Here is a 23,143-nt window from a genome sequence, read left to right on the forward strand (position 1 = left end):
CTCAGAGCCCCACCCTCGGGAACAGCATGATGTACAGCTGGCTGATGGCGACGTTGACGACCATGAGCACCAGGATCGACTCGACCACCGCGGCGTTCACCGAGTTGGCGACGCCGGTGGGGCCGCCCTTGGTGGACAGCCCCTTCTGGCATGACACCACGGACACGATGGCGCCGTAGACGACGGACTTGAGCAGGGCCAGGATCATGTCCCCGGTGGTGGCGAACGACGCGAAGGTGGCGACGAAGCTGCCGGGCGCGCCGTTCTGGAAGTAGACGTTGAACAGATAACTGGCCAGGAAGCCGACGAAGCACACCAGACCGGTCAGGGCGAAGCCCACCATGATGGCCGCGGCGAACCGCGGGACCACCAGTCGGCGGACCACCGAGACGCCCATGACCTCCATGGCCGCCGTCTCCTCGCGCATGGTGCGGGAGCCGAGGTCCGCGGTGATGGCCGATCCGACCGCGGCGGCCATCAGCATGGCGGCGACCAGCGACGCGGCCTGCCGGACGACGGCCAGCCCGCTGGCGGCGCCGGACAGCGACGTCGCACCCACCTGCCCGGCCAGGATCGAGAACTGGATCGAGAGCGTCACGCCGAGGGGCAGCGCCACCAGGATCGTCGGCAACACCGCGGTGCCGGCCATGAACGCGCCCTGCCGGACGAACTCCTGCCATTGGAAGCGGCCGGTGAACAGGTCGATGAAGAACCACTGCAGGGTGCGCACCCCGAGCACGAACTGTTCGCCGACCGTGGCGATGGCGGCCTTGGGGTGCCGGTCGACGTAACCGGTGGTCCAGTTCTCGATCGCGGCAAGGCCGCTGGAACCTCCGTTGCCTTGCGCGGGGGCCGCATCGTTGACGACGTCGGTCACGTCACGGCCCCGTTCGCGGCCGGTGCGCTTGACTGCGGATCAAGTCACTGGCTCCGTTCTGAAGATTTGCAGGGGCGGACATGGCACGCTGTGAAGCGTGTCACAACCCGGTGCGGCGGCGCAAGGCTTCAAGTTAACAGCAGTTCCGAGGCTTCGGGCCGCAGGACGGACCTTGGCCGATCGGTAGCCGTCAATCATTTGGCGATGTTAACGACCAGTGCATACGGCCGAGGGCGGTATCGTCCAGACGAATTTAAGTTAGTGACAATTTCGGCACTTTTTGCACTATCGTTTGGGCATGGCCGAGCCGCGGCGGCGCCCCAAGGACCGCAAAGCGCAGATCGCGAGCATCGCCGCCGAGGCTTTCAGCGAACAGGGCTATCACGCGGTGAGCATGGACGATATCGCCAACCGCGTGGGCGTTTCGGCTGCCGCGCTGTACCGGCACTCGCCGAGCAAGTACGACATGTTCCGGACCGCGGTGCTGGCCCTGAGTCAACAACTGGTCGACGCCACCGCGCTGTCGGACGATCCGCCCGTGACCGACCAGGACGCCGTGCAGACGTACGACCGCCTGGTTTCGGCCCTGGTCGACGCCGCGCTGGCCAACCGCACTCGCGGCGGGGTGTACCGGTGGGGCGGCCGCTATCTCGTGGACGAGGATCTGGCGACCCTGACCTCCCACGTGCGGCTGGTCAATACGCGACTGCAGGAGCCCATCCGCATCCTGCGGCCCGAACTGGGCTCCCAACAGCGCTGGACCCTGTCGATCGGGGTGCTCGCCGCCATCGGGTCGATCGTCGAGCATCGCGCGACGCTCTCGGCCGGCCGCGTGCACCGACTGTTCGGCGGTATGGCGCGCGCGCTCCTGTGGGCGCCGGTGTCCGTCGACCCCGTCCACGGTCCCGCTCCGCACGCACCAGGGAACCGCGCCACCGCGGGGCGGTTCGAAGCGGTGCTGCGTGAGGCGATGCGACTGTTCCTGAGGGACGGATACCGCCAGACCACCCTGGACGACATCGCGCGGGCGGTCGGCATGCCGACATCAGGGATCTACCGGTACTTCCCCGGTAAGGCCGACATCCTGACCGCCCTGTTCCGCCGCGCGGCAGATCGGCTGTCGGCCGACACGGCCGTGATCCTGGCCGCCCATGCTGATCCCGCCGGTGCTCTGGAGGAGTTGATCCACAGTTATGTACTCCGGTCGCTGGAGTACCCCGGGATCGATTCGCTCTACTTCACCGAACGGCCGAGCCTCTCGCCCACCGACTCGGTGCTGTTGCGCAACATGCAACGCGGCACCATCGACACCTGGGTGGGCGTGCTCACCGCGGCGCGTCCCGACCTGTCCGGGCGGGACGCCCGGTTCATGGTGCAGGCGGCCTTCGCGGTCGCCGTCGACGTGGGCGCTCTGGCGCGCCACCCGGACACCACCGCGGGCGTCAGCGCCGCGATGGAGACGTTGATGGCGGCCGTGTTGTCGGCCGACACCGACGCGTTGCTCAGCAAAGGGTCCGAATCGGCTTTACCATTCCGTTAATAGACTGGTCACAGTCGTGTACATTTCTTCTCGGAGCTGTGCAAGTTCGTGGTCGACGGGCAGGTCAGCGACGCGGCGGGGGCGTCACCGGCCTTCCGTCGCCCCGCATTCACAACAGCCCCGGCGTTCGGATCTCGGGGGATCGACGGCGCCGTAGGTCGGGGGCGGACACCGGGCGGGCGGATGTACCTCGAGGCCGTGCAGGCCGACGGGCGTCGCCCTCTCGGTGTCCGTCACGGCGCCACCCCTGCGCCCCTGACATCCCTCGCCGACGAGCTAGCCGGACTGGGCCGCCAGCAACTCACCCATTCGCGTGATGACGGACTGCAGGGCCTTCAGGGGCCGGATCATCACGGTGAACGACGTGATCTTGCCGGCGTCGGACCAGGCGATCATGTCGATGCCCTCGACCTTGACGCCGTCGAGGTCCGCGCGGAACCAAAGGATCGCCGACCGGTCGTTGTACCAGTGCTCGACGTAGTGAAAACCGCTGTCGGCGAACATCTTCTCGGCGGCCAGCAGGTAGGCCCTGGTCTTGGCCCGGCCCTCCTGCGGGGTGAACACGGCCGGCGACCGGAACGTGACGTCGTCGGCCAGCAGGTCGTCGAGCAGGGTGGTGTCGCCGGACTCCAGGAAGCTCAGCCAGCGGGTGATCACATCCGGGGTCATCTCACGATTCCATCACGCCTCGGGCGCGGCGGGACGCGCCGCCTCGAGTGCCCCCTGGATCCGGTGGTAGCCCCGCCGGTCGTAGCTGCGGGTGATGATGCCGCCGAGTAGGAGACCGACGAGCAGGCCGACCGTCGTCATCTGCAGCGCATGGCCCAGGCCGGCGGCCGTGCGTCCGTCGAAGTACAGCAGCGAGCGGACCCCCAGGAACACCTGGTGCATCGGCTCGAAGGTGGCCAGCCAGCCGAACACCCGCGGTGCGGCTTCCAGCGGAACGGTGGCGCCCGCCGACGGCAGGCCGAGGATGACGAACACCAGCAGGTTCACCAGCAGACCCATGCTCCCCAGCGCCGCGATGACCGACGACGCGGTCACTCCGACCGCGGTGATGGCGAATGCGCCGAAGGCCCACAGCTGCCAGCCGTGCGTGATGGGCATGCCCAGGCCGTGGGCGATCGCCAGATACACCGCCGAGGCGATCAGCCCGAGCAGCGTCATCATCGCCCACTTCAGCAGCAGCGTGCGGAATCGGGAGATGACGGTCTGCTCGGCGAAGTGGTACACCGGGCCGATCTCGGCCGGGATGTAGCCCAGCATGGAGTCCACCAGGGTGCTGACCACCAGGCTGCCCGTGAACCCGGCCAACAGCAGCAGCAGTGCGTAGTAGAAGGCGGACAGCCCGTTGCCGGTTCCGTTGGGCAGTGGGTTGTGCACGTCGGTGTGCACGTCGACGGGGTTGGCCAGGGCCAGCGTCACCCCGCCGGGCAACGTGTCGCCGGCCTGCGCGCTCACCTGGGCCGAAAGGCGTTTGCCCAGTTCGGCATTCACCTCCGTGGTGGCGCGGGTCAGCGCCTGGCCGGCGATGCTGGCGGCCAGTGTCCCGGCCCGTGGATTGGTCGACATCGTCACCGTCGGCCGCACTGCGGTGCCCGGCTGCAGCGCCGAACGTCCGAACGCGTCGAGCTGCGCGGAGAAGTCCGCGGGAATCGTCAACTGCCCGTAGACCTTTGCGGTGTCCAGCTGGGTGGCCGCATCGGCCGCCGGCAACTCCCGCAGGTCGAACTTCGTCTGGTCCATCGAGGCGGTCAGCTGGTCGATGAGCTGCTGACCGGTAGGGCCGGCGTCCTCGTTGACCACCGCGATCGGGAAGTGCCGGATGTTGGTGGTGGGGTTGAGGATTCCGCCGAGATACAGCCCGGCGAGCGCGGCCAGCAGGGTCAGCGTGACACCGACCGGGATCGCCCAGAACCGGATTGTCCGGGGTGCATGCGGAATGGACAGCTGGTCCGGGGCGGCATGCCGGGGCGTCGGCGGCGGGGCGGGCTGATTCATCGGGGCTCCTGTTCGTACCGCAGCGAGGCTATGCCCGATCGGCCCCGCGACGTGAATATCGTGGCGCTCCTTACGTTCGGTGTCTCGTGGTGGGCGCTGACACTTTCCGGTAGGGGGACTTCAGGCGGTCAGACCGGCGTGCATCTGCCAGACCAGGATCTCGGCCGGTTCGACCGCGGTGACCCGGTGCCCGCCGCCGGCGGTGAACCGGACCGCGTCGCCCTCGGACAGCGGGCCGGCGCCCTCGAGGGTCACCTCGCCGCGCGGCACGAACAGGTGCAGATACGGCGCTTCCGGCAATTCGATCGACTGCCCGGGTTGCAGCCGCGCGCCCTGCAGCGCGGCGTAGCGGTTGGCGATGGTGATGGCCGCCTCGCCGCGATGGTCGGGCAGGCCGGAGGCGATGGTCACCAGCCGGCCGTCGAGAAGTTCGTCGTCGATCTCGAGCTGCTGGTAGCCCGGGTCGATGCCGGACTCATCGGGAGCCACCCACATCTGCACGAAATGCACAGGCTCGGTGTGCTTTTCGGCCATCCGGCTGCCGTCACCGGCGAGGGTCCAGCTGTCGTTCCTCTCCGAATGCAGGATGCCCCGGCCGGCCGACATCCGTTGGGCCAGTCCGGGATAGATCACCCCGGAGTGACCGGTGGAGTCCTGGTGCACCAGCGAGCCCCGTAGCACCCAGGTGACGATCTCCATGTCGCGGTGCGGGTGGGTGTCAAAACCGCGGCCCGGAGTGACGACGTCGTCGTTGTTGACCAGCAGCAGTCCGTGGTGGGTGTTGGCCGGGTCGTAGTGGTGGCCGAACGAGAACGAATGTTTGGAGTCCAGCCAGTCGATCGCGGTCTTGAACCGGTCGTCGGCGCGCCGGATGTCGATCACGGGTGCGGTCATGTCGATCACTCCTTGACTTGGGCCCGAGCCTACGTGGCTGACGGTGCGGAGCCGGATGGCCCGGGTGCTTGCGCGCCTGCAGTGGGCGCTTCGTAGGCTGGCGCTCATGGATCTCAACGGAACAAGTGCAATCGTCACCGGCGGCGCGTCGGGAATCGGCGCGGCAACCGCCCGCAAACTGGCCGACCGGGGCGCCACGGTCGTGGTCGCCGACCTGCAGGCCGACAAGGGTGAGGCCCTGGCCAAGGAGATCGGCGGCGCCTTCGTCACCGTCGACGTCACCAAGACCGAGCAGATCGAGGACGCGGTCAACACCGCGATGTCGCTGGCCCCGCTGCGCGCGCTGGTGAACTCCGCCGGCATCGGCTGGGCCCAGCGCACCATCGGCAAGGACGGCGAGTTCGCCTCGGCGCACAACCTCGACGCCTACAAGAAGGTGCTGGAGATCAACCTGGTCGGCACGTTCGACTGCATCCGGCTGGCGGCCACCGCCATGAGCCGGCTGGACCTGACCGACACCGGCGAGCGCGGTGCGATCGTCAACATGACCAGCGTCGCGGCCTTCGACGGCCAGATCGGGCAGGCCGCGTACTCGTCGTCCAAGGGCGGCGTGGTGGGGCTGACCCTGCCGGTGGCCCGCGACCTGTCGGCCGTCGGCGTGCGCGTCAACACCGTCGCACCCGGCCTGATCGACACCCCGATCTACGGCGAGGGCGAGGCGTCGGAGGCGTTCAAGGCCAAGCTCGGTGAGTCGGTGCTCTTCCCGCACCGCCTCGGCAAGCCCGAGGAACTGGCATCGATGGTCGTCGAACTGATCACCAACTCGTACATGAACGCCGAGGTGGTCCGCGTCGACGGCGGCATCCGGATGCCCCCCAAGTAACCCGCCGAACAGACGCAGGAGCCCCTGACCCGTCGCGGATTCGGGGGCTTTTGCGTCTGTTCGTCAGCACGGGTGACCCGGTGCGGCGACAATGACCGGGTGCCTACTGAACCCCATCGCACCGGCAAGGTATCCATCATCGGCATGGGCAGCGTCGGGACCGCGATCGCCTACGCCTGCCTGATCCGCGGCTCGGCCGGCTCCCTGGCGCTCTACGACATCTTCGCCAAGAAGGTGCGGGCCGAGGTGCTCGACCTCAACCATGGCGCGCAGTTCGTGCCGCACTGCCCGGTGGACGGCGGCGACGACCTCGCCGTCACCGCGGGCTCGCAGATCATCGTCGTGACCGCCGGGGCCAAACAGAAGCCGGGCCAGACCCGCCTGGACCTGGCGGCCACCAACGTCGCCATGGCGCAGGACCTCACCCCCAAGCTGCTCGAACTGTCGCCCGACGCGGTCATCGTGTTCGTCACGAATCCCGTCGATGTCATCACCTACGCGGCGGTCAGATCGGTCGACCTGCCGCCGGGCCGCATCTTCGGGTCGGGAACAGTCCTGGACTCCAGCCGCTTCCGCTACCTGATCGCCGAGCGGGCCGACCTGTCGGTCGCCAACGTGCACGGTTTCATCGTGGGCGAGCACGGGGACTCCGAGATATCGCTGTGGTCCAGCGTGTCGATCGGTGGCGTGCCCGCCGATGAGTTCCAGATCGACGGAAAGCCGTTGTTCGACAAGGAAACCCAGTCGCAGATCTCGCACGACGTGGTGAATGCGGCCTACGAGATCATCGAGGGCAAGGGCGCCACCAACCTGGCGATCGGGCTGTCGACGGCTCGCATCATCGAAGCGATCCGCGGTCATCAGCACCGGGTGCTGCCGGTCTCGACGCTGCAGACCGGTGCCTATGGCATTGATGACGTGTGCCTGTCACTGCCCACCGTGGTCACCGCCGAGGGTGCGGGCAAGGTGCTGGAGATCCCGCTGTCCGACGCCGAGCTGGCGGGCCTGCAGGCCTCGGCGCAGACCCTGCACGACGCGTGGGGCGCGGTGCAGGGAGCCTGACGCTGCGCTAGAGCTGTTCGGGCAGACCGAATTTCGGGAACACCGTCGTGTCGAGGAACGCCACGACGTGTGAGATGCCGGCCGGTACGACGTCGAGCACGTGCAACTGGAACGGTTCGTGCCGACCGGTCTGCGGATTCCGCATGTACATCGCCGCGCCGGGCTGGCCGTTGGCGCTCACCGGCAGCAGCCGCATATCGCCGGCCTTCTCGGCCGGGCAGTTGTGGTGGATGAGTGTGCCGATGGTGCGCGGGCCCCGATACCAGCGGGTGAACGGCGGCATCTCCCAGATGGCGTCGGCGGTGAACATCGTCTCGAGGGTGTCGATGTCGTAGTCCTCGAACGCGGCGATGTACCGGGCCAGCAGTTGGCGGGCCTCCGGCGAATCGGGCGCGGCCACAACGTCGTCGACGCTCGGTCCGACGCTGTCGAGCTGGGCGCGGGCCCGCTGCAACAGACTGTTGACCGCGGCGGTGCTGGCCCCGACGGCGTCGGCGACCTCGGCGGCCTTCCACTGCAGCACATCGCGCAGCACCAGGACCGCGCGCTGACGCGGGGACAGATGCTGTAGTGCGGCGATGAACGCCAGCCGGACCGACTCCCGGGTGCCGACGACGTTCGACGGATCGGCGGAATCATCGTGGTCGGGCAGCGGCTCCAGCCACGGCACCTCGGGACGCGACTCGAGTTCGGCGGTGGGATCCGAATCGGGCGCTCCCAGCCCGGTGGGCAGCGGCCGGCGCTTCCGGGCCTCGAGTGCGGTCAGGCAGGTGTTGGTGGCGATGCGGTGCAGCCAGGTGCGCACCGACGACTTGCCCTCGAACCGGTCGTAGGCCTTCCAGGCCCGCAGGTAGGTCTCCTGCACCAGATCCTCGGCGTCGTGCAGCGAGCCCGTCATGCGGTAGCAGTGCGCCAGCAGTTCGCGCCGGTAACGCTGTGCGTCGGCGATGAACACGTCCGGGCCGTCGGGTGCCTCCTGGGCGAGCACACTCACCCGACCGAGCTTACGCAGGGCCCCGACAACCGATCGTTACGCTGCTCACCATGGTTACGCCGTCTGGGCCCGCTGAACCCACCGCCTCCCGCACCGAGCGCAGCTTCGATGGCGTCGGCGGGGTCCGGATCGTCTACGACACCTGGACACCCGAGAGCGACGGTCCGGGTGCGGTGAAAGGCGTGGTCGTGCTCTCCCACGGCTTCGGTGAACACGCCCGCCGCTACGACCACGTCGCGCAGCGGTTCGGCGCGGCCGGGCTGGTGACCCACGCACTGGACCACCGTGGGCACGGCCGCTCCGGGGGCAGGCGCGTGTACGTCCGCGACATCTCCGAGTACACCGGCGACTTCGCCACCCTGGTCGGCATTGCACGACGGGAGCATCCGGGTATTCCGCTGATCGTCCTGGGCCACTCCATGGGCGGCGGCATCGTCTTCGCCTACGGCTCCGATCACCCGGCCGACTACGACCTGATGGTGCTGTCCGGCCCCGCGGTGGCCGCCCAGGACGGCGTCTCGCCGATGCTGGCGGTGGTGGGCAAGCGGCTCGGTGCGCTGCTGCCCGGCGTCCCGGTGCAACAGCTCGACGCCAACGCGGTGTCCCGGGACCCGGCCGTGGTCAAGGCCTACAACGAGGATCCGCTGGTGTGGCACGGCAAGGTGCCCGCCGGGGTGGCCCGGGCACTGCTGCTGGTCGGGGAGTCCATGCCCCGGCGCGCCCACGCCATCACACGGCCGGTGCTGGTGGTGCACGGCTCCGAGGACCGGCTGATCCCGGCGCGTGGCAGTGAACGGATGGCCGGCGAGTTCGGCTCCGACAATGTGCGCCTCGAGATCTATCCCGGTCTCTACCACGAGGTGTTCAACGAACCCGAGCGCGACCAGGTGCTCGACGACGTCGTCTCCTGGATCGGCGCGCGGATTTGACCCGGATCGCGAGAGTCCTTGCCGCCGTTGCACTTCTGCTGGCGGCGCTGCTCGGCTGTGGACACGGGAAACCGTCCTCGGCGGAGTACGTGGAAGAGGAAGTGACCTTCGTCGCCGACGGGCTGACCATCCACGGCACCTACCGCCACCCGGCCGCCGAGACGCCCGCGCCCGCGGCGCTGCTGATCTCCGAGAGCGGCATGACCGATCGCAACGGGGACAACGCGGTGGCCGGCCCGGTGGGCAACATGCGCCAGCTCGCCGAGTACCTCTCCGGCCGCGGCGTGGCCAGCCTGCGTTATGACAAGGTGGGAACCGGTGCGACCGGGCTGGGACCGTTCGCCGGCCGGCCCGCCGACGTCGGCAGCGCGGTCCTGACCTCCGGCGCCCGGGCGGCGATCCGGTTCCTGGCCGGCCAGTCGCGCACCGACGCCGGCCGCATCTCGGTCTACGGGATCGGCGAGGGCACCACGCATGCCATGGCGCTGGCGACGGACACCGCGGCGGGCGCGCCGCAGATCCATGGGCTGGGCCTGCTGCAACCCTTGACGGGCCGGTACCTGGACCTGATCACCGCGCGGGTCGAGCGCGACACCGCCGCGGCCGTCCGGGCCGGCGGCAAGACCGCCGAGCAGGCCGACGGTGTCGTCGGGGCGTGGGCCGCGGCCGTCGCGCAGGCCCGCACAACCGGCACGGTGCCCAAGGCCCCGCTGCCCGACGGCCTCAGTGCGATCCTCAACCCGGGCAACGTCAAGGCCGTCGTCGAGGCCGACCGGATCGACCCGGTGGCCGAGGCGGCCCGGGTGCCGGCGGGCACCCATGTGCTGTTGACGTGTTCGGACTCCGATGCGCAGGCGGCGTGCGCGGACCTGCAGCCGTTGCGGGCCGCGCTGGCGCACACCGATCTGACCGTTGTCGAACTCCGGGGCGTCAACCATGTGCTGCGCGATGACCCGACCGACAACGTCGCCAACTATGCGAAGAAGGATCCCCTTTCGCCGCAACTGATCTCGGCGTTGGACACCTTCCTGACCAAGTAGGGTGTTGATGGAGGCGAGTCTGTGCACAACCGGCGGGTTCTGGTCCGCGCCCGGAGGGGATCGTCATGGTGTTGGCCTAATCTGGCGGCCAACGATATCCAGCCAGGACCGGAACGGATCGCATGATGAGTGACGACAAGATGCTGGCGCGCATTGCCGCGCTGCTGCGCCAGGCCGAGGGCACCGACAACCCGCACGAGGCCGAAGCCTTCATGACCGCGGCCCAGCGATTGGCCACCGCCACCTCGATCGACCTTGCCGTCGCCAGGTCGCATTCGGCGAAACGTGAAGGGGCGCAAACCCCGACCCAGCGCACCATCACCATCGGCGAGGCGGGGTCCCGGGGCCTACGGACCTACGTGGCGTTGTTCTCCGGCATTGCCAACGCCAACGACGTGCGCTGCGACGTGGCGTCCAATTCCACGTTCGTCTACGCATACGGCTTCACCGAGGACATCAACGCCACGCACGCCCTCTACGCCAGCCTGGTGGTGCAGATGGTGCGGGCCTGCGACACCTACCTGGCCACCGGTGCACACCGTCCCACGCCGACCATCACCGCGCGGCTCAATTTTCAGTTGGCCTTCGGTGCCCGCGTCGCGCAGCGCCTGGCGGAGGCCCGCGAGCAGGCCCGCCAGGAGGCGACCCGGGACAAGGTGCGGGCTCCGGGAACTGCAATCGCTCTGCGTAACAAGGAGATAGAACTGCGGGACCACTACCGCAGCGAGTCGAGGGCGCGGGGGACCTGGCGGGCCACCAGCGCCTCGGCGGGGTACTCGTCGGCGGCCCGGCGGGCCGGTGACCGAGCGGGCAAGCAGGCCAGGCTGGGTGCCTCGCCCGAGCTTCCCGGTGCGCGCGCCCGGCTGCCGCGCGAGGCCGGGTGACGGCGAGGGACGATCAGCGGTCCGCGGTGTATGCCGCGGAGACATTCGTGCGCACCCTGTTCGATCGTGCCGCACAGCACAATTCACGCAGTATCGACTTCTTCGGCACCCAGCTGACACTTCCGCCGGAGGGGCTCTTTGGTTCGGTCCGCGACGTCGGCGACTACGTCGACCGGGTGCTGGCGATGCCGGCGGTCGCGCAGCGGTGGCCGGTGTCCGGCGTCGAGGTCCGGCGCCGGCGCGGCGTCACGTCCGCGCACTACGAAATCCGTTCCGGTGCACCTACTATCGCGGTGCCGGACGGAGCGGAGCGGTGGGCCCTGCGCGAGCTCGTGGTGCTCCACGAGATCGCACACCACCTGTGCCCGGTCGAACCCGCGCACGGTGGCCGGTTCGCGTCGACATTCAGCGAACTCGCCGGGATCGTCATGGGCGTCGAGGTGGAGCATGTCCTTCGAGTCGTTTACGCCAAGGAGGGCGTGCGGCTAGGGTAGGGCGATGAGCGATCCCACCCCGGCGACCGTCGACGAATTGCTGGATACGCTGCTCCTGGAGGATGATTCGGCGCTCGCCGCCGCACTGGCCGACAGCGCCGCAGCCGGACTACCGCCCATCGAGGTGTCCCCGCAGGCAGCGCACTTCCTGGGCCTGCTGGTCCGGATCGCCGCCGCTCGCCGCATCCTCGAGATCGGCACCCTCGGCGGCTACAGCACCATCTGTCTGGCCCGTGCGGCCGGCCCGGAGAGCAGCGTCGTCACCCTCGAATACGAGCCGCGGCACGCCGAGATCGCCGCGACCAACCTGCGTCGCGCCGGGGTGGCCGACCGGGTGGAGGTCGTCGTCGGCGCGGCCCTGGACACCCTGCCGACGCTGACCGGCCGGTTCGACTTCGTATTCATCGACGCCGACAAGGAGAACAATTCGGCCTACGTGGACTGGGCGATCCGGCTGAGCAGACCGGGAACCGTGATCGTGGTCGACAACGTGGTGCGCGACGGGCGGATCGTGGCGCCCGAACCGGACGACCATCAGGCCCGCGCGGTGCGCGACATGCTCGAGATGATGGGTCGGCACCCCGAGTTGGACACGGCGGCGATCCAGACGGTGGGGATCAAGGGGTGGGACGGCTTCGCCGTGGCGCTGGTTCGCTGAACGCATGCTCCCGGAGGGCGGCCTCGATGGCCGTGTGATTCTCCGTGAATCGACCCGTCGGCGCCGGAACCGAGATCGCGACGATGTGCCCGCCGGTGACGCGGTCGGCCACACCCGCTGCCGAGATTCCCGGCGTGTGCTCGTCGTGGTCGAAAGCGATTCCGCTGCGGCGGATCTCGTCGATCTCACGGTGCAGCGCATCGCCGGCGGGGATGACCCGGGCCAGCTCCGCCTCATCGAGCACGGCCAGGGCGGCCTTGCCGTTGGCGGAGTTGCGCACCGGGAACCGGATGCCGACCGCCGACACCGCCCGCAGTCGGTGCACCGACTCGATCTGGTCGATGAACCACATCTGGTTACCGCGCAGCACCGACAGGTCCACCGTTTCCCCGGTAGCTGCGGCGATCGCCTCGAGCGCGGGCCGGAACTGCGCGGCCAGGTGCGTGGCGTCGGCGGTGCCGAGGCCCAGGAGCCGATCGCCCAACAGGATGCGACCGCCGTCGTCCACCGCGGCATACCCGACTTCGACCAGGCCCACCAGGAGCCGGCGGGCGGTCGATTTGGCCAGGCCGAGCCGGGCGCCGAGGTCGACCAGGCGAAGTTCGCCGGGTGCGGTGGCGATCTCGTCGAGTGCCGCGGCGGCTCGGCGGAGCACTTGGATGCCGTCTTCCCTGTTCGGCATTCTGCCACTATATTGAGCCGGATAACGGAACACAATGATCCGGAATGCGAATCTTCGGGAGATCGCGATGGCTCTACCTGCAGGTCGATACTTTCAGCGTTCTGACGCCGACTACGAAGCCGCGCGCGCAGCCACCGTCTGGAATGCCCGGTTGCCGGATCGCTTCCCCGACCTGATCGTCCAGGCGCGGGACGCCGACGACGTGGTGGCCGCAATACGGCATGCCAAGCAGCACGGGCTGACAGTCGGGATGCGGTCGGGCGGGCACAGTTGGGCCGCCAACCACGTCCGCGACGGTGGCATGCTGATCGACGTCAGCCGACTCGACGACTGCCGCATCGACCCCGACCGCATGGTCGCGGTCGTCGGCCCCGGCAAGGGCGGCAGCGTGCTGGCGGCCGAACTCGACGCGCTCGGCCTGTTCTTCCCGGTCGGCCACTGCAAGGGCGTGTGCATCGGCGGGTATCTGCTGCAGGGCGGGTACGGCTGGAACAGCCGGGTGCTGGGCCCGGCGTGCGAGAGCGTCATCGGGGTGGAGGTGGTTACCGCCGACGGCGAGCGGCGGTACTGCGATGCCGACAATGACCCCGAATTATATTGGGCGGCAAGGGGATCAGGACCCGGGTTCTTTGCTGTGGTGACCGCCTTCCACCTGCGCCTGTATCCGCGACCGGGCGTGACGGGCAGCAGTCTCTACATCTATCCGGTCGAGTACGCCGACGAGATATTCAGCTGGGCCCGGTCGATCAGTGCCGAGGTGGACCGCCGGGTCGAGTTGCAGATCGTCACTTCGCGGGAGGTGCCCGGCGCGGGACTGAACACTCCCGGCATCGTGATGGCGTCACCGGTGTTCGCCGATGACGAGACCGAGGCCGCCGACGCGCTGAAACTCCTGGGCACCTGCCCGGTGCGCGAGAAGGCCCTGGTGGCGGTGCCGTTCGCGCCGCTGGATCTGGCGGGTTGGTACGACGCGGTCATGACGAACTATCCGTCCGGACATCGCTACGCGACCGACAACATGTGGACGTCGGCGTCCGCGGAGGCGCTGCTGCCGGGAATCCGGCGCATCATCGACACCATGCCGCCGCACCCGGCCCATTTCCTGTGGCTCAACTGGGGGCCGTCGCCGCAGCGGCAGGACATGGCCTACAGCCTCGAGGACGAGATCTACCTCGCGCTCTACACCGCCTGGCAGGCCGAGTCCGATGACGAGCGGTACCACGACTGGGCCCGGTCCAACATGGCTGCGATGTCCGAATTGGCCACCGGCGTGCAACTTGCCGACGAGAACCTGGGCGAACGCCCGGCGCCGTTCGTCAGTGACGAAGCGCTGACGCGCCTGGACCGCATCCGTGCCCACTACGACCCCGAGGGGCGGTTCCACAGCTGGATGGGCCGGCCATGGTGAACTACCTCGGCTACCGCGACGGCGACGCGCAGACTCCGTGGGGCCGCTTCTACGAACCGAGGATGGCGCCGCTCCCGCGCCACGTCGCCGAGGCACTCGAGCATGGTCCGCAGGCCGATCCGGTGCTGCCCGAATTCGATTCGGCGGCAACGCTCCTCGATCACGAAGACCAGCAGACCGAGAACGGCTACGGCCGGCTGAGCGACGGCGGGCTGCAGGTCTCGGTTCGCACCGACATGCCTGGAGTCACCCCGGCGATGTGGGAATGGTGGTTCGGCTGGCACGGCAGCGACGCGCGGCGGTACAAGCTGTGGCACCCGCGGGCGCACGTGTCGGCACAGTGGTCCGACAGTGGTGCCGACGGTTGGTACGTCGGCCGCACGTCGCTGGTGACCGAGTACCTGGGATCGGCCCGGGCCCGGGCGGCCATCCGCTTCGTCGAGCCCGCCGAACTGGGATTGTCGGTGCCCGCCGACCAGGCGGCGATCTGCGCCCGACTCGGCTCACCCGATCTGCCGGTCGACGTTGGCTGGTTGATCCATCTCGTCCGCCCGAGCGCCGATGGATCGCAGATGCGGTCACGATTCTGGATGGGCGGGCGGCACGTCGCCGTTCGCGCGAACGGCACTGGTATTCGCCTGGTGGACAAGGTGGTTCGTCCCGTCGCCGCACGGATGCTCCCCGACCCACGGGACCTGCTGGTGCATTGTGCGCAGGAGATGAACCACCTGGCGGGGTTCCTGCCCGAACTGCACGGCGCGCTCGGCGATTCGTGATCGAACTTTTCCCGCTCCCGCCGCGTGCTTCTGTCACCATGGAACGTGGCGGAAAGGGCGACACATGAGCGGATTCGACAGACGCGGCGTGCTCCTCGGGGCGGGCGCGCTGGGTGCGGGAGCGGTCATCGCCGCCTGCAGCAGCTCCACCAAGACCGAACCGACCGCGTCCGAGGCGACCACGTCCGAAGCGTCGGCCGGTGCCGAGAGCACGTCGACGAAACCGGCCGGCACCCAGATCGATGCGTCGACGGTCCCGGTCGGCGGTGGGCGGGTGCTCGAGGATGTGAAGATCGTGGTCACCCAGCCGACGGCCGGTCAGTTCCACGCCTTCAGTGCGGTGTGTACGCACAAGGGCTGCACCGTCAACAAGGTCGCCGATGGACTCATCGAATGCCCTTGTCACGGAAGCACTTTCAGCGCTTCTGACGGATCGGTCGAGCACGGTCCGGCCACCGCGTCGCTGGCGGCGAAGACCGTCACCGCGGACGGTGCGAAACTGACCGTCTCCTAGTTTCCTACGTGCAGACGGCGCCGACGGCGGCCGAACCGACCAGCTTGGTGTACTTGGCCAGCACGCCGGTGGTGTAGGTCGGCGGCAGCGGCTCGAAGTCCTTCTTGCGGACCTCCAGTTCGTCAGCGTCGACCAGCAGATCGAGGGTGCAGTTGGCGACGTCGAGACGGATGCGGTCGCCGTCGCGCACGAACGCGATGGGCCCGGCGTCGACGGCCTCGGGAGCGATGTGCCCGACGCACAGCCCGGTGGTGCCACCGGAGAACCGGCCGTCGGTCATCAGCAGCACGTCCTTACCCAGGCCGGCGCCCTTGATGGCGCCGGTGATGGCCAGCATCTCGCGCATGCCCGGACCGCCCTTGGGTCCCTCGTAGCGGATCACCACGACGTCACCGTGGGTGATGGTGCCGTCCTCCAGCGCGTCCAGCGCAGCCCGCTCCCGCTCGAAAACCCTTGCGGTGCCTTCGAACACGTCGGAGTCGAAGCCGGCCGACTTGACCACCGCGCCCTCGGGCGCCAGCGAGCCGTGCAGGATCGTGATGCCGCCCGTCGGGTGGATGGGCTGTGACAGCGCGCGCAGCACCTTGCCGTCGGGATCCGGCGGGGCGATGTGCGCCAGGTTCTCGGCCATCGTCCGGCCGGTGACCGTCAGGCAATCACCGTGCAGCAGGCCCGCGTCCAGCAGGGCCTTCATGACCACCGGCACCCCGCCGATGCGGTCGACGTCGTTCATCACGTAGGAGCCAAAGGGTTTCACGTCGGCCAGGTGTGGCACCTTGGCGCCGACCCGGGTGAAATCCGCCAGCGTGAGCTTGACGTTGGCCTCGTAGGCGATGGCCAGCAGGTGCAGCACGGCATTGGTGGAGCCACCGAAGGCCATCACCACCGCGATCGCGTTCTCGAACGCCTCCTTGGTCAGGATGTCGCGTGCGGTGATGCCGCGGCGCAGCAATTCGACCACGGCGATGCCGCTCTTGCGGGCGAACCCGTCGCGGCGGCGATCGGTGGCCGGGGGAGCCGCGGAACCCGGCAGCGACATGCCGAGCGCCTCGGCGGCGCTGGCCATGGTGTTGGCGGTGTACATGCCGCCACAGGCGCCTTCGCCGGGACAGATCGCGCGCTCGATGGCGTCGACGTCCTCGCGGCTCATCAGTCCGCGGGCGCACGCGCCGACCGCTTCGAAGGCGTCGATGATCGTGACGTCCTTCTCGGTGCCGTCGGACAGCTTGGCGCGCCCGGGCAGGATCGAGCCGGCGTAGAGGAAGACGCTCGCCAGGTCCAGGCGGGCGGCGGCCATCAGCATGCCGGGCAGCGACTTGTCGCAGCCGGCCAGCAGCACGGAGCCGTCCAGCCGCTCGGCCTGCATCACGGTCTCGACGGAGTCGGCGATGATCTCGCGCGACACCAGCGAGAAGTGCATGCCCTCATGGCCCATCGAGATGCCGTCGGACACCGAGATGGTGCCGAACTCCATCGGGAAGCCACCGGCCTCGAACACGCCTTCCTTGACGGCCTTGGCCAGGCGGTCCAGGGACAGGTTGCAGGGCGTGATCTCGTTCCACGACGACGCGACGCCGATCTGCGGCTTGGCGAAGTCGTCGTCGCCCATGCCGACCGCACGGAGCATGCCGCGGGCGGCGGCCTTCTCCAGGCCGTCGGTGACGTCGCGGCTGCGGGGCTTCATGTCGGGAACGGATTTCTTCTCAGAACCTGAGGGCATGCGTTCAAGTATGAACTCCGAGCATTTGGCGCCCAAAATCCCTCTCCGATCCGACGCCACCAATACCCCTTGGGGGTATCCGGTAGGGTAGCCGGTATGACCACCAACAAGATTCCGGCCGCACTTGCCGCCGTGGCGACCGCGCTGTTCCTGTCCGGCTGCGGCGCCGCCACCAAGGATGCGCACACCGATCACCCGGCCTCGGACACGGCCGTGATCAGCGCCGCCCCGGCCGGCTTCGACACCGATGACGTCACCTTCGCCACCAACATGATCCCGCACCACCAGCAGGCCATCGAGCTCGCGGCGATGGTTCCGGACCGCTCGAAGAACCCGCAGCTGGTGGCGCTCGCCAGCCAGATCTCGGGAGCCCAGCAGCCCGAGATCGACACCATGAAAGCCTTCCTGGTGCAATGGAACGAGAACCCCCAGGACAGCAGCGGTCATGACGGCCACGGCGCCATGACGGACCACGGCGATATGGCCGGAATGGTCGACGACGCCACCATGGCCAAGCTCCAGACACTGCAGGGGACGGAGTTCGACACCCTGTGGCTGAACTCGATGATCGGCCACCACCAAGGGGCCATCGAGATGGCCAAGGCCGAGCTGGCCAACGGGCAGAACGTCGACGCCAAGACGCTGGCCCAGCAGATCATCACCGCCCAGCAGGGTGAGATCGACCAGATGCAGAAGATGCTGGCGGGCAACCCGTGACCGAGGAACACGGCGCCCACGGGTACTCGGCGAACAAGGAGAATTACGCCAAGCGGCTGCGCCGCATCGAAGGTCAGGTCCGCGGCATCGCAAAGATGATCGACGAGGACAAGTACTGCATCGACATCCTGACGCAGATCAGCGCGGTCAACAGCGCGCTGCAGTCGGTGGCGCTCGGCCTGCTCGAGGAGCATCTCGGCCACTGCGTCAGCCATGCCGTGGCGCAGGGTGGCGACGAGGCCGACAAGAAGCTGGCCGAGGCGTCGGCGGCGATTGCCCGGTTGGTGCGCTCGTAAGCCCATGCTCTAGGGGTTACCGGTGAATTGTCACCAGCCGGATCGCCGATAGCATTTGCTGGTGGCTTCTTCCGGAAAATTGAATGTGGCCCCCGCCGTGATGGCGGATGCGTGCGAGTCGTTGTCGGGTGCGTCACAGCATTTGCTGAATGAGCTCACGTCGCTGGACGCGACCGTGTCAGGGATGCTCGCCGGTTGGCAGGGCAATTCCGGTAGTGCTTACGGCGCCGCCTACCGGCAATGGCTGGACGGCGCTCACGAGGTGGAGTCAGCGCTGTCCACCATGGCGCGACTCCTCGGCGAGGCCGGCAAGGCCTACGCACAGGGCGACGAGCAGTCCGCAGCGGGTCTGGGGAGTCTTGGCAATGGCTGAGCCGTTCAGCGTGGATCCCGAGGCTCTGGCCGATGCGCTGGAGCGGATGCAGAGCTTCCAGAAGCTGTCGCGGGCATTGCTCGAGGAGATCGACCGCACCGTGAAGGACCTGCACATCAGCTGGCACGGCGAAGCCGCGGCCGCGCACGTCCAGGCGCACGAGAAGTGGACGCACGGTACCGAGCAGATGGACCACGCGGTCAACGCGCTGCATCGAACGGGCACGGGCGCACACACCAACTACACGCAGGCGGCCGCGGCCAATCGGACGATGTGGTCCTAGCGCGGTGCGGTCATGGCTCCGATAACCGTCGACCCCAATGCACTATCGGGTGCGGGGGTTTCCGTCGGTGCGGTCGGCGACGGGTTGGCCGCCGCGATGTCGACGTTGACGGCCACGTTCAACGCCAACACTGGCCAGGACTCGGCCGGTCTGCTGTTCGGCGAGCAGTACACGAAAGCCGCGGGCGAACTCCTCAAAGCCGTCAGCTCCGGGGTCAACGCATGCCGCAACATCGGTTACGGGGTGCAGGTCAGCGCAACGAATTATTCACGCGCCGAGGCGAACTCGGATATCAGCGGCCGCAGCCAGCCATTGTCTCCGCCGCCGTGTCCGGCACCGCTATCTGCGCCCGGTTCGCCGAGTGCCACCGGCGGCGGTGTCGCCGAGCCAATCTTGTGGTGTGTTGTCGAGGCACTGATCGGGGATCTGTGGCCGAACGGCGACCCGTCTGCGATGCGGGCAGCCGCGGCGGCGTGGCGTGCCTTCGCCAGTCCATTGCACCACGTCAGCGTGGACATGTCAGGCGCCTACAACGCGATCGGCGCCCAGCACATGGACGAGGCCGAGCTGATCCAGAAGCCGATCCGCGACATCGGCACCGCGTTCTCCGACGTCGCTTTCAGTGGCGAAAAGCTGGCCGGTGCGCTGGAACAGTTCGCCTCCGACGTTCAGCAGACCCAGCAGGCCATCCGCGACCTGCTGCACAAGCTGGGTTCCATCGGCGGAATCGTCGGCACGTTCTTCGAATTCGTCAAGGGTCACGGCGAAGAGGAACTGCACGAGATCGCCGAGGATATCAAGACGGTGCTGCACCACCTGAAGGCCGAAGCCGACGCCAAGTCGCAGATCATCACGCAGGGTAAGGCGGATGTCGGCCGGTGGGCGCTGCAACTCGAATCGTGGGCGGACCGCAAGTTCGTCGATTTCTTCGGTGAGCATGTCGGCAGGGTTCTGGCGACCGACTTCAACATGTTCATCGACAGCGAGGAGGGTGGGTTCCGCTGGCTGGTCAGCACGGCAGAGGGATTGTCAGCGCTGAACCCGGCGCGGTTCGCCTACGACCCCAAGGGTGCGGCGCAGACCTGGGGAAGCATCGCGGAACTGGGCAACCTGGTGATGGACCCGGCGGGCACGTACGCCAGGGACCCCGAGGGGGTCAAGGCAATCCTGAAAGGCCTTGCGCGCACTGATGAGTGGAGCAAGGACCGTCCCATGCTCGGCCTGACCCAGAACGTCCTCGATGTGGCGACGCTGGCGATACCGGGTGTCGGCGAGGGCGGTGCTGCAGCGGATGCGGCATCGGCTGCCGGCCGTGTGGCGCGTGTCGCAGATGTGGCCGACGAGGTTGGCGGCGTCGCGCGAACCACGGGCAGGCTGGGTGAAATAGGCCGGGGTGCTGGAGCTTTGGCCGATGTCGGCAAGGAAGGCGCCGGTATTGCCCAAAAGTTCGACGACATCGCCAAGAAGCCGCTTGCTCCTGAGGTCCCCGGCGGACGACCGGCGTCTTTGCCGGAAACAGCGGAGCGCGGTGTTCCAGCGGTGACGAAGGAGCCCGTGCGGAGTACACCTCCGGTGGCACAGCCGGGTGAGGTGGCCGCGGCGAAGGTGCCTGCGGCAGAACGGGCTTCAGTGCCCGCGGATGTGCGTCCGGCACCGGCTGCCGAACCGGCGGCTGTCGGTGCCGCTGAGAAGATACCTACGACATCGGCGATGATGACTCCGCTCAGCGGTGTTGGTGATGTGCTCAAACCCGTTGAGAGCGTGGCATCTTCGGGTGCCCAAGTGGTTTCCGGGCTGGGCAAGAGTCTCGGGGGAGTGGCTGACGGTCTCGGTGCGGGGAGTCACGCGCCGGGTGTGGTGGCGGACCTCGGTCGGGGTGCTGAGCATGCGCCGGCCGGTGGTGGTGGCCATGGCGGTGGAGGCGTGGCTGATGTGGCGGAGCACGGTCACGTTGAACCGGGCAATGGGCACGTGGGACTTGCGGACCGTGGAGGTCAAGGTGAGGAGGGTGAGCGAGTGCTCCACGGCGAAGGACCCGACGACGGTTCGCCCCCGGAGCATGGGGAATTCAACGGATTGACGGACCAGCAGCGCGACGAAATTCTGGCGTTGGACAAAGGTGATCGACCTGATCCCAGTGAATATCTACCTCCGGAATTTATTGAGCAGCACCTCGGCCGGTTCGACGGCGGCGTAACGCGATTCATGACCGCGGACAATCTGGATGCATTCGGGATCGGGCAGCGCGATGGCACAACTTTTGTATTCCCAAAAGACGAGTTGGACGGCCTCATGAATGCTACGGGAGGCGATAAGGCTCGACTCGAAAGAGCACTGGGCTTGCCGGAGGGCTATTTTTCGAGTTACAACGTTGTGCGCGTGGATATCGTGGATCCGCGTGACTACAACCTCCGCGTGCCCTCAGGAAACGAAGCAGGTGCCAATGATAAGTGGCTTCCGGGCGGGTACCTTCCTGAGGGGATGCCCGAGGCGGTAATCGACGGTGGCGAAGTCCCGCGGAGCGACTACACAGTGACAGACTTGTCTAAAGACCCAGAGGGAACACAATGAAATTTGAGAACACATTTCTATCGCGAGAACATCGTTACTGGCTTGGAATCGAAACCGAGTCAGGTGAGCATTTTGCCGCAATTCCCGTGAGTAACCAAATGGTCGACTATGTCGAGGCGTATAGAATAAGTGACGCCGAGTACCAAAAATTCCTCGCGGATGGGGGTGCGGCACTCGATTTCGTTGAGGGCTGTCGACGTCGAGAACATGACGATCGCCTGTTCTTGCGGCCAGGCGCGGACCGTGGCACTCCAATGTGAGTGGCTTCTCGTGGTCCAGGACTGCCTCGCGGAGGCGTCGGCGGCCATCGCGCGGCTGGTGAGGTCCTGAGAATCGGTTGAGAGTGGTAACGAAAAGGGCGGCCACTGCGATCATCCTCACAACTGAAGGCGCTGGTCACAGCGGTGAACCCGCTGGTCGGCCGCCGCTGGCGGCAAGGGTTACCCAGTCGGCTGTGTCAGACTGGACGGAGTTTCTGACGTGTGGAGGTTGGTTATGCGAGGGCGCGCGATGAGCACGCTGACGGCGATGCTGGGGGCCATGGGCCTGTCGGCGGCCATGGTGCTGGGGGCTGCCCCGGCGCTGGCCGACCCGGATCCGAACATCGCTCCGGTCGATCCTGCCGCTCCCGCGGCACCGGCCGCGCCGGTGGTGCCGAACAACTATCCGTTCGCGGCCGGCGACCCCCGGACCCAGCCGATCGAGATCCCGCCGCCCGCCCCGGTGATGCCGTGGGAGCAGCCGCAGCCGGTGACGCAGATCCCGCCGGGCACCCCGGCCGGCCAGAACCCGCTGCCCTTCGAGGGCACCGCGCCGTTCCGCCCGCCCACCTTCAACCCGTCCAACGGGTCGATGGTCGGGGTGGCCAAGCCGATCTACATCAACTTCGCGGTGCCGATCGCCAACCGGCAGCTGGCCCAGGACTCCATCCACATCTCGTCGGTGCCTCCGGTGCCGGGCCGGTTCTATTGGGTCACCGACACCCAGCTGCGCTGGCGTCCGCAGGACTTCTGGCCGGCCAACACCGTCGTCAACATCGACGCGGCGGGCACCAAGTCCACCTTCCGCACCGGTGACTATCTGGTGGCCACCATCGACGACAAGGCCCACCAGATGGAGGTCATGCGCAACGGGAAGCTCGAGAAGACGTTCCCGGTGTCGATGGGCCGACCGGACGGCAAGCATGAGACCAAGAACGGCACCTACTACGTGCTGGAGAAGTTCCCCGAGATCGTGATGGATTCCTCCACCTACGGTGTTCCGGTGGATTCGGCCGAGGGTTACAAGCTCAAGGTGCAGGACGCGGTCCGGATCGACAACAGCGGTGCCTTCGTGCACAGCGCGCCGTGGTCGGTGGGCGATCAGGGCAAGCGCAACGTCAGCCATGGCTGCGTGAACCTCAGTCCCGCCAATGCGCAGTGGTTCTACGACAACTTCGGCAGCGGCGACCCGGTGGTCGTCAAGGGCACCGGCGGTGGCTGGTACAACACGCCCGACGGCGCCTCCGATTGGCAGATGTTCTAGAGATCCAACACCTTTCGATCTGT

At 67.8% G+C, this 23,143-nt stretch carries 24 protein-coding genes; 17 read left to right on the top strand and 7 right to left on the bottom strand.

Annotated features, from left to right (window positions below):
- Position 1 precedes the first annotated feature (1 nt).
- Positions 2–811 carry an MlaE family ABC transporter permease gene (locus U0R18_RS17770; protein WP_526370985.1) on the bottom strand — a complete coding sequence of 270 codons (810 nt, stop codon included), beginning with the start codon at positions 809–811 and terminating at the stop codon, positions 2–4.
- A gap of 364 nt (positions 812–1,175) precedes the next feature.
- Here U0R18_RS17770 and U0R18_RS17775 point away from each other — a divergent pair, with 364 nt between their 5' ends.
- Positions 1,176–2,417: a TetR/AcrR family transcriptional regulator gene (locus U0R18_RS17775; protein ID WP_526370800.1), complete on the top strand. Its 1,242-nt coding sequence runs from the start codon at positions 1,176–1,178 to the stop codon at positions 2,415–2,417.
- 276 nt (positions 2,418–2,693) lie between these two features.
- On the opposite strand, the gene U0R18_RS17780 is transcribed toward U0R18_RS17775, so the two are convergent.
- From U0R18_RS17780 to U0R18_RS17790, 3 genes are all read right to left on the bottom strand, one after another.
- Complete coding sequence (locus U0R18_RS17780; protein WP_526370802.1) at positions 2,694–3,086, bottom strand: nuclear transport factor 2 family protein; 393 nt, start codon at positions 3,084–3,086, stop codon at positions 2,694–2,696.
- A gap of 12 nt (positions 3,087–3,098) precedes the next feature.
- Complete coding sequence (locus tag U0R18_RS17785; protein WP_526370804.1) at positions 3,099–4,418, bottom strand: YhgE/Pip domain-containing protein; 1,320 nt, start codon at positions 4,416–4,418, stop codon at positions 3,099–3,101.
- A gap of 120 nt (positions 4,419–4,538) precedes the next feature.
- Entirely contained in the window at positions 4,539–5,312 is a 774-nt protein-coding gene (locus tag U0R18_RS17790; RefSeq protein ID WP_526370806.1) for a pirin family protein, read from the bottom strand.
- A 106-nt stretch (positions 5,313–5,418) separates the two neighbouring features.
- Here U0R18_RS17790 and U0R18_RS17795 point away from each other — a divergent pair, with 106 nt between their 5' ends.
- Positions 5,419–6,195, top strand: coding sequence for an SDR family NAD(P)-dependent oxidoreductase (locus U0R18_RS17795; RefSeq protein WP_526370808.1), 777 nt, complete (start codon positions 5,419–5,421; stop codon positions 6,193–6,195).
- Between the two features lie 99 nt (positions 6,196–6,294).
- Entirely contained in the window at positions 6,295–7,257 is a 963-nt protein-coding gene (locus U0R18_RS17800; protein WP_526370810.1) for an L-lactate dehydrogenase, read from the top strand.
- 7 nt (positions 7,258–7,264) lie between these two features.
- Here U0R18_RS17800 and U0R18_RS17805 read toward each other — a convergent pair whose 3' ends face one another.
- Positions 7,265–8,251, bottom strand: a complete 987-nt coding sequence (locus U0R18_RS17805; RefSeq protein WP_526370812.1) for an RNA polymerase subunit sigma-70 — start codon at positions 8,249–8,251, stop codon at positions 7,265–7,267.
- Positions 8,252–8,301: 50 nt separating this feature from the next.
- Between U0R18_RS17805 and U0R18_RS17810 the strand changes: the two genes are divergently transcribed.
- From U0R18_RS17810 to U0R18_RS17830, 5 genes are all read left to right on the top strand, one after another.
- Positions 8,302–9,180 carry an alpha/beta hydrolase gene (locus tag U0R18_RS17810; protein WP_526370814.1) on the top strand — a complete coding sequence of 293 codons (879 nt, stop codon included), beginning with the start codon at positions 8,302–8,304 and terminating at the stop codon, positions 9,178–9,180.
- Positions 9,177–10,220 carry an alpha/beta hydrolase family protein gene (locus U0R18_RS17815; RefSeq protein ID WP_526370816.1) on the top strand — a complete coding sequence of 348 codons (1,044 nt, stop codon included), beginning with the start codon at positions 9,177–9,179 and terminating at the stop codon, positions 10,218–10,220. The genes U0R18_RS17810 and U0R18_RS17815 overlap by 4 nt, the downstream gene beginning before the upstream one ends.
- Before the next feature lie 125 nt (positions 10,221–10,345).
- A complete protein-coding gene (locus tag U0R18_RS17820) occupies positions 10,346–11,104 on the top strand; it encodes a DUF2786 domain-containing protein (protein WP_526370818.1) in 759 nt (252 codons plus the stop codon).
- Entirely contained in the window at positions 11,101–11,598 is a 498-nt protein-coding gene (locus U0R18_RS17825; protein WP_526370820.1) for a TIGR04338 family metallohydrolase, read from the top strand. Before U0R18_RS17820 ends, U0R18_RS17825 begins: the two co-directional genes overlap by 4 nt.
- 4 nt (positions 11,599–11,602) lie before the next feature.
- Entirely contained in the window at positions 11,603–12,256 is a 654-nt protein-coding gene (locus tag U0R18_RS17830; protein ID WP_526370822.1) for an O-methyltransferase, read from the top strand.
- On the opposite strand, the gene U0R18_RS17835 is transcribed toward U0R18_RS17830, so the two are convergent.
- Positions 12,216–12,938 (bottom strand): IclR family transcriptional regulator, encoded by a 723-nt coding sequence (locus U0R18_RS17835; RefSeq protein WP_526370824.1) that lies wholly within the window; start codon positions 12,936–12,938, stop codon positions 12,216–12,218. The genes U0R18_RS17830 and U0R18_RS17835 overlap by 41 nt on opposite strands.
- Before the next feature lie 67 nt (positions 12,939–13,005).
- Here U0R18_RS17835 and U0R18_RS17840 point away from each other — a divergent pair, with 67 nt between their 5' ends.
- The 3 genes from U0R18_RS17840 (at position 13,006) to U0R18_RS17850 (ending at position 15,636) form a co-directional block, all read left to right on the top strand.
- Positions 13,006–14,346: an FAD-binding oxidoreductase gene (locus tag U0R18_RS17840; protein ID WP_526370826.1), complete on the top strand. Its 1,341-nt coding sequence runs from the start codon at positions 13,006–13,008 to the stop codon at positions 14,344–14,346.
- Positions 14,340–15,122, top strand: a complete 783-nt coding sequence (locus U0R18_RS17845; protein WP_526370828.1) for a DAPG hydrolase family protein — start codon at positions 14,340–14,342, stop codon at positions 15,120–15,122. Before U0R18_RS17840 ends, U0R18_RS17845 begins: the two co-directional genes overlap by 7 nt.
- A gap of 64 nt (positions 15,123–15,186) precedes the next feature.
- Complete coding sequence (locus tag U0R18_RS17850) at positions 15,187–15,636, top strand: Rieske (2Fe-2S) protein (RefSeq protein ID WP_526370830.1); 450 nt, start codon at positions 15,187–15,189, stop codon at positions 15,634–15,636.
- A gap of 4 nt (positions 15,637–15,640) precedes the next feature.
- On the opposite strand, the gene ilvD is transcribed toward U0R18_RS17850, so the two are convergent.
- The gene (ilvD, locus tag U0R18_RS17855) at positions 15,641–17,356 is read right to left on the bottom strand and encodes a dihydroxy-acid dehydratase (RefSeq protein WP_526370832.1); all 1,716 of its coding nucleotides are present in this window, start codon (positions 17,354–17,356) and stop codon (positions 15,641–15,643) included.
- A 96-nt stretch (positions 17,357–17,452) separates the two neighbouring features.
- Between ilvD and U0R18_RS17860 the strand changes: the two genes are divergently transcribed.
- From U0R18_RS17860 to U0R18_RS17885, 6 genes are all read left to right on the top strand, one after another.
- Positions 17,453–18,073 carry a DUF305 domain-containing protein gene (locus tag U0R18_RS17860; RefSeq protein ID WP_526370834.1) on the top strand — a complete coding sequence of 207 codons (621 nt, stop codon included), beginning with the start codon at positions 17,453–17,455 and terminating at the stop codon, positions 18,071–18,073.
- Complete coding sequence (gene ricR / locus U0R18_RS17865) at positions 18,070–18,369, top strand: copper-sensing transcriptional repressor RicR (RefSeq protein ID WP_526370836.1); 300 nt, start codon at positions 18,070–18,072, stop codon at positions 18,367–18,369. Before U0R18_RS17860 ends, ricR begins: the two co-directional genes overlap by 4 nt.
- A 61-nt stretch (positions 18,370–18,430) precedes the next feature.
- Positions 18,431–18,742, top strand: coding sequence for a WXG100 family type VII secretion target (locus tag U0R18_RS17870; protein ID WP_526370838.1), 312 nt, complete (start codon positions 18,431–18,433; stop codon positions 18,740–18,742).
- The gene (locus U0R18_RS17875; protein ID WP_526370840.1) at positions 18,735–19,025 is read left to right on the top strand and encodes a WXG100 family type VII secretion target; all 291 of its coding nucleotides are present in this window, start codon (positions 18,735–18,737) and stop codon (positions 19,023–19,025) included. The genes U0R18_RS17870 and U0R18_RS17875 overlap by 8 nt, the downstream gene beginning before the upstream one ends.
- Positions 19,026–19,037: 12 nt before the next feature.
- The gene (locus U0R18_RS17880; protein ID WP_526370842.1) at positions 19,038–21,596 is read left to right on the top strand and encodes a WXG100-like domain-containing protein; all 2,559 of its coding nucleotides are present in this window, start codon (positions 19,038–19,040) and stop codon (positions 21,594–21,596) included.
- A 495-nt stretch (positions 21,597–22,091) separates the two neighbouring features.
- Complete coding sequence (locus U0R18_RS17885; protein WP_526370844.1) at positions 22,092–23,120, top strand: L,D-transpeptidase; 1,029 nt, start codon at positions 22,092–22,094, stop codon at positions 23,118–23,120.
- Positions 23,121–23,143 lie beyond the last annotated feature (23 nt).

The organism is Mycobacterium sp., from assembly GCF_046330795.1.
Classification (GTDB): domain Bacteria; phylum Actinomycetota; class Actinomycetes; order Mycobacteriales; family Mycobacteriaceae; genus Mycobacterium.

Coding starts and splice junctions, on each gene's coding strand:
- U0R18_RS17875 (WP_526370840.1), top strand. CDS start 18,735: ATGGCTGAGCCGTTCAGCGTGGATCCCGAGGCTCTGGCCGATGCGCTG.
- U0R18_RS17830 (WP_526370822.1), top strand. CDS start 11,603: ATGAGCGATCCCACCCCGGCGACCGTCGACGAATTGCTGGATACGCTG.
- U0R18_RS17775 (WP_526370800.1), top strand. CDS start 1,176: ATGGCCGAGCCGCGGCGGCGCCCCAAGGACCGCAAAGCGCAGATCGCG.
- U0R18_RS17860 (WP_526370834.1), top strand. CDS start 17,453: ATGACCACCAACAAGATTCCGGCCGCACTTGCCGCCGTGGCGACCGCG.
- U0R18_RS17785 (WP_526370804.1), bottom strand. CDS start 4,418: ATGAATCAGCCCGCCCCGCCGCCGACGCCCCGGCATGCCGCCCCGGAC.
- ilvD (WP_526370832.1), bottom strand. CDS start 17,356: ATGCCCTCAGGTTCTGAGAAGAAATCCGTTCCCGACATGAAGCCCCGC.
- U0R18_RS17835 (WP_526370824.1), bottom strand. CDS start 12,938: ATGCCGAACAGGGAAGACGGCATCCAAGTGCTCCGCCGAGCCGCCGCG.
- U0R18_RS17795 (WP_526370808.1), top strand. CDS start 5,419: ATGGATCTCAACGGAACAAGTGCAATCGTCACCGGCGGCGCGTCGGGA.
- U0R18_RS17820 (WP_526370818.1), top strand. CDS start 10,346: ATGAGTGACGACAAGATGCTGGCGCGCATTGCCGCGCTGCTGCGCCAG.
- U0R18_RS17790 (WP_526370806.1), bottom strand. CDS start 5,312: ATGACCGCACCCGTGATCGACATCCGGCGCGCCGACGACCGGTTCAAG.
- U0R18_RS17810 (WP_526370814.1), top strand. CDS start 8,302: ATGGTTACGCCGTCTGGGCCCGCTGAACCCACCGCCTCCCGCACCGAG.
- U0R18_RS17850 (WP_526370830.1), top strand. CDS start 15,187: ATGAGCGGATTCGACAGACGCGGCGTGCTCCTCGGGGCGGGCGCGCTG.
- U0R18_RS17840 (WP_526370826.1), top strand. CDS start 13,006: ATGGCTCTACCTGCAGGTCGATACTTTCAGCGTTCTGACGCCGACTAC.
- U0R18_RS17885 (WP_526370844.1), top strand. CDS start 22,092: ATGCGAGGGCGCGCGATGAGCACGCTGACGGCGATGCTGGGGGCCATG.
- U0R18_RS17780 (WP_526370802.1), bottom strand. CDS start 3,086: ATGACCCCGGATGTGATCACCCGCTGGCTGAGCTTCCTGGAGTCCGGC.
- U0R18_RS17845 (WP_526370828.1), top strand. CDS start 14,340: ATGGTGAACTACCTCGGCTACCGCGACGGCGACGCGCAGACTCCGTGG.
- U0R18_RS17880 (WP_526370842.1), top strand. CDS start 19,038: ATGGCTCCGATAACCGTCGACCCCAATGCACTATCGGGTGCGGGGGTT.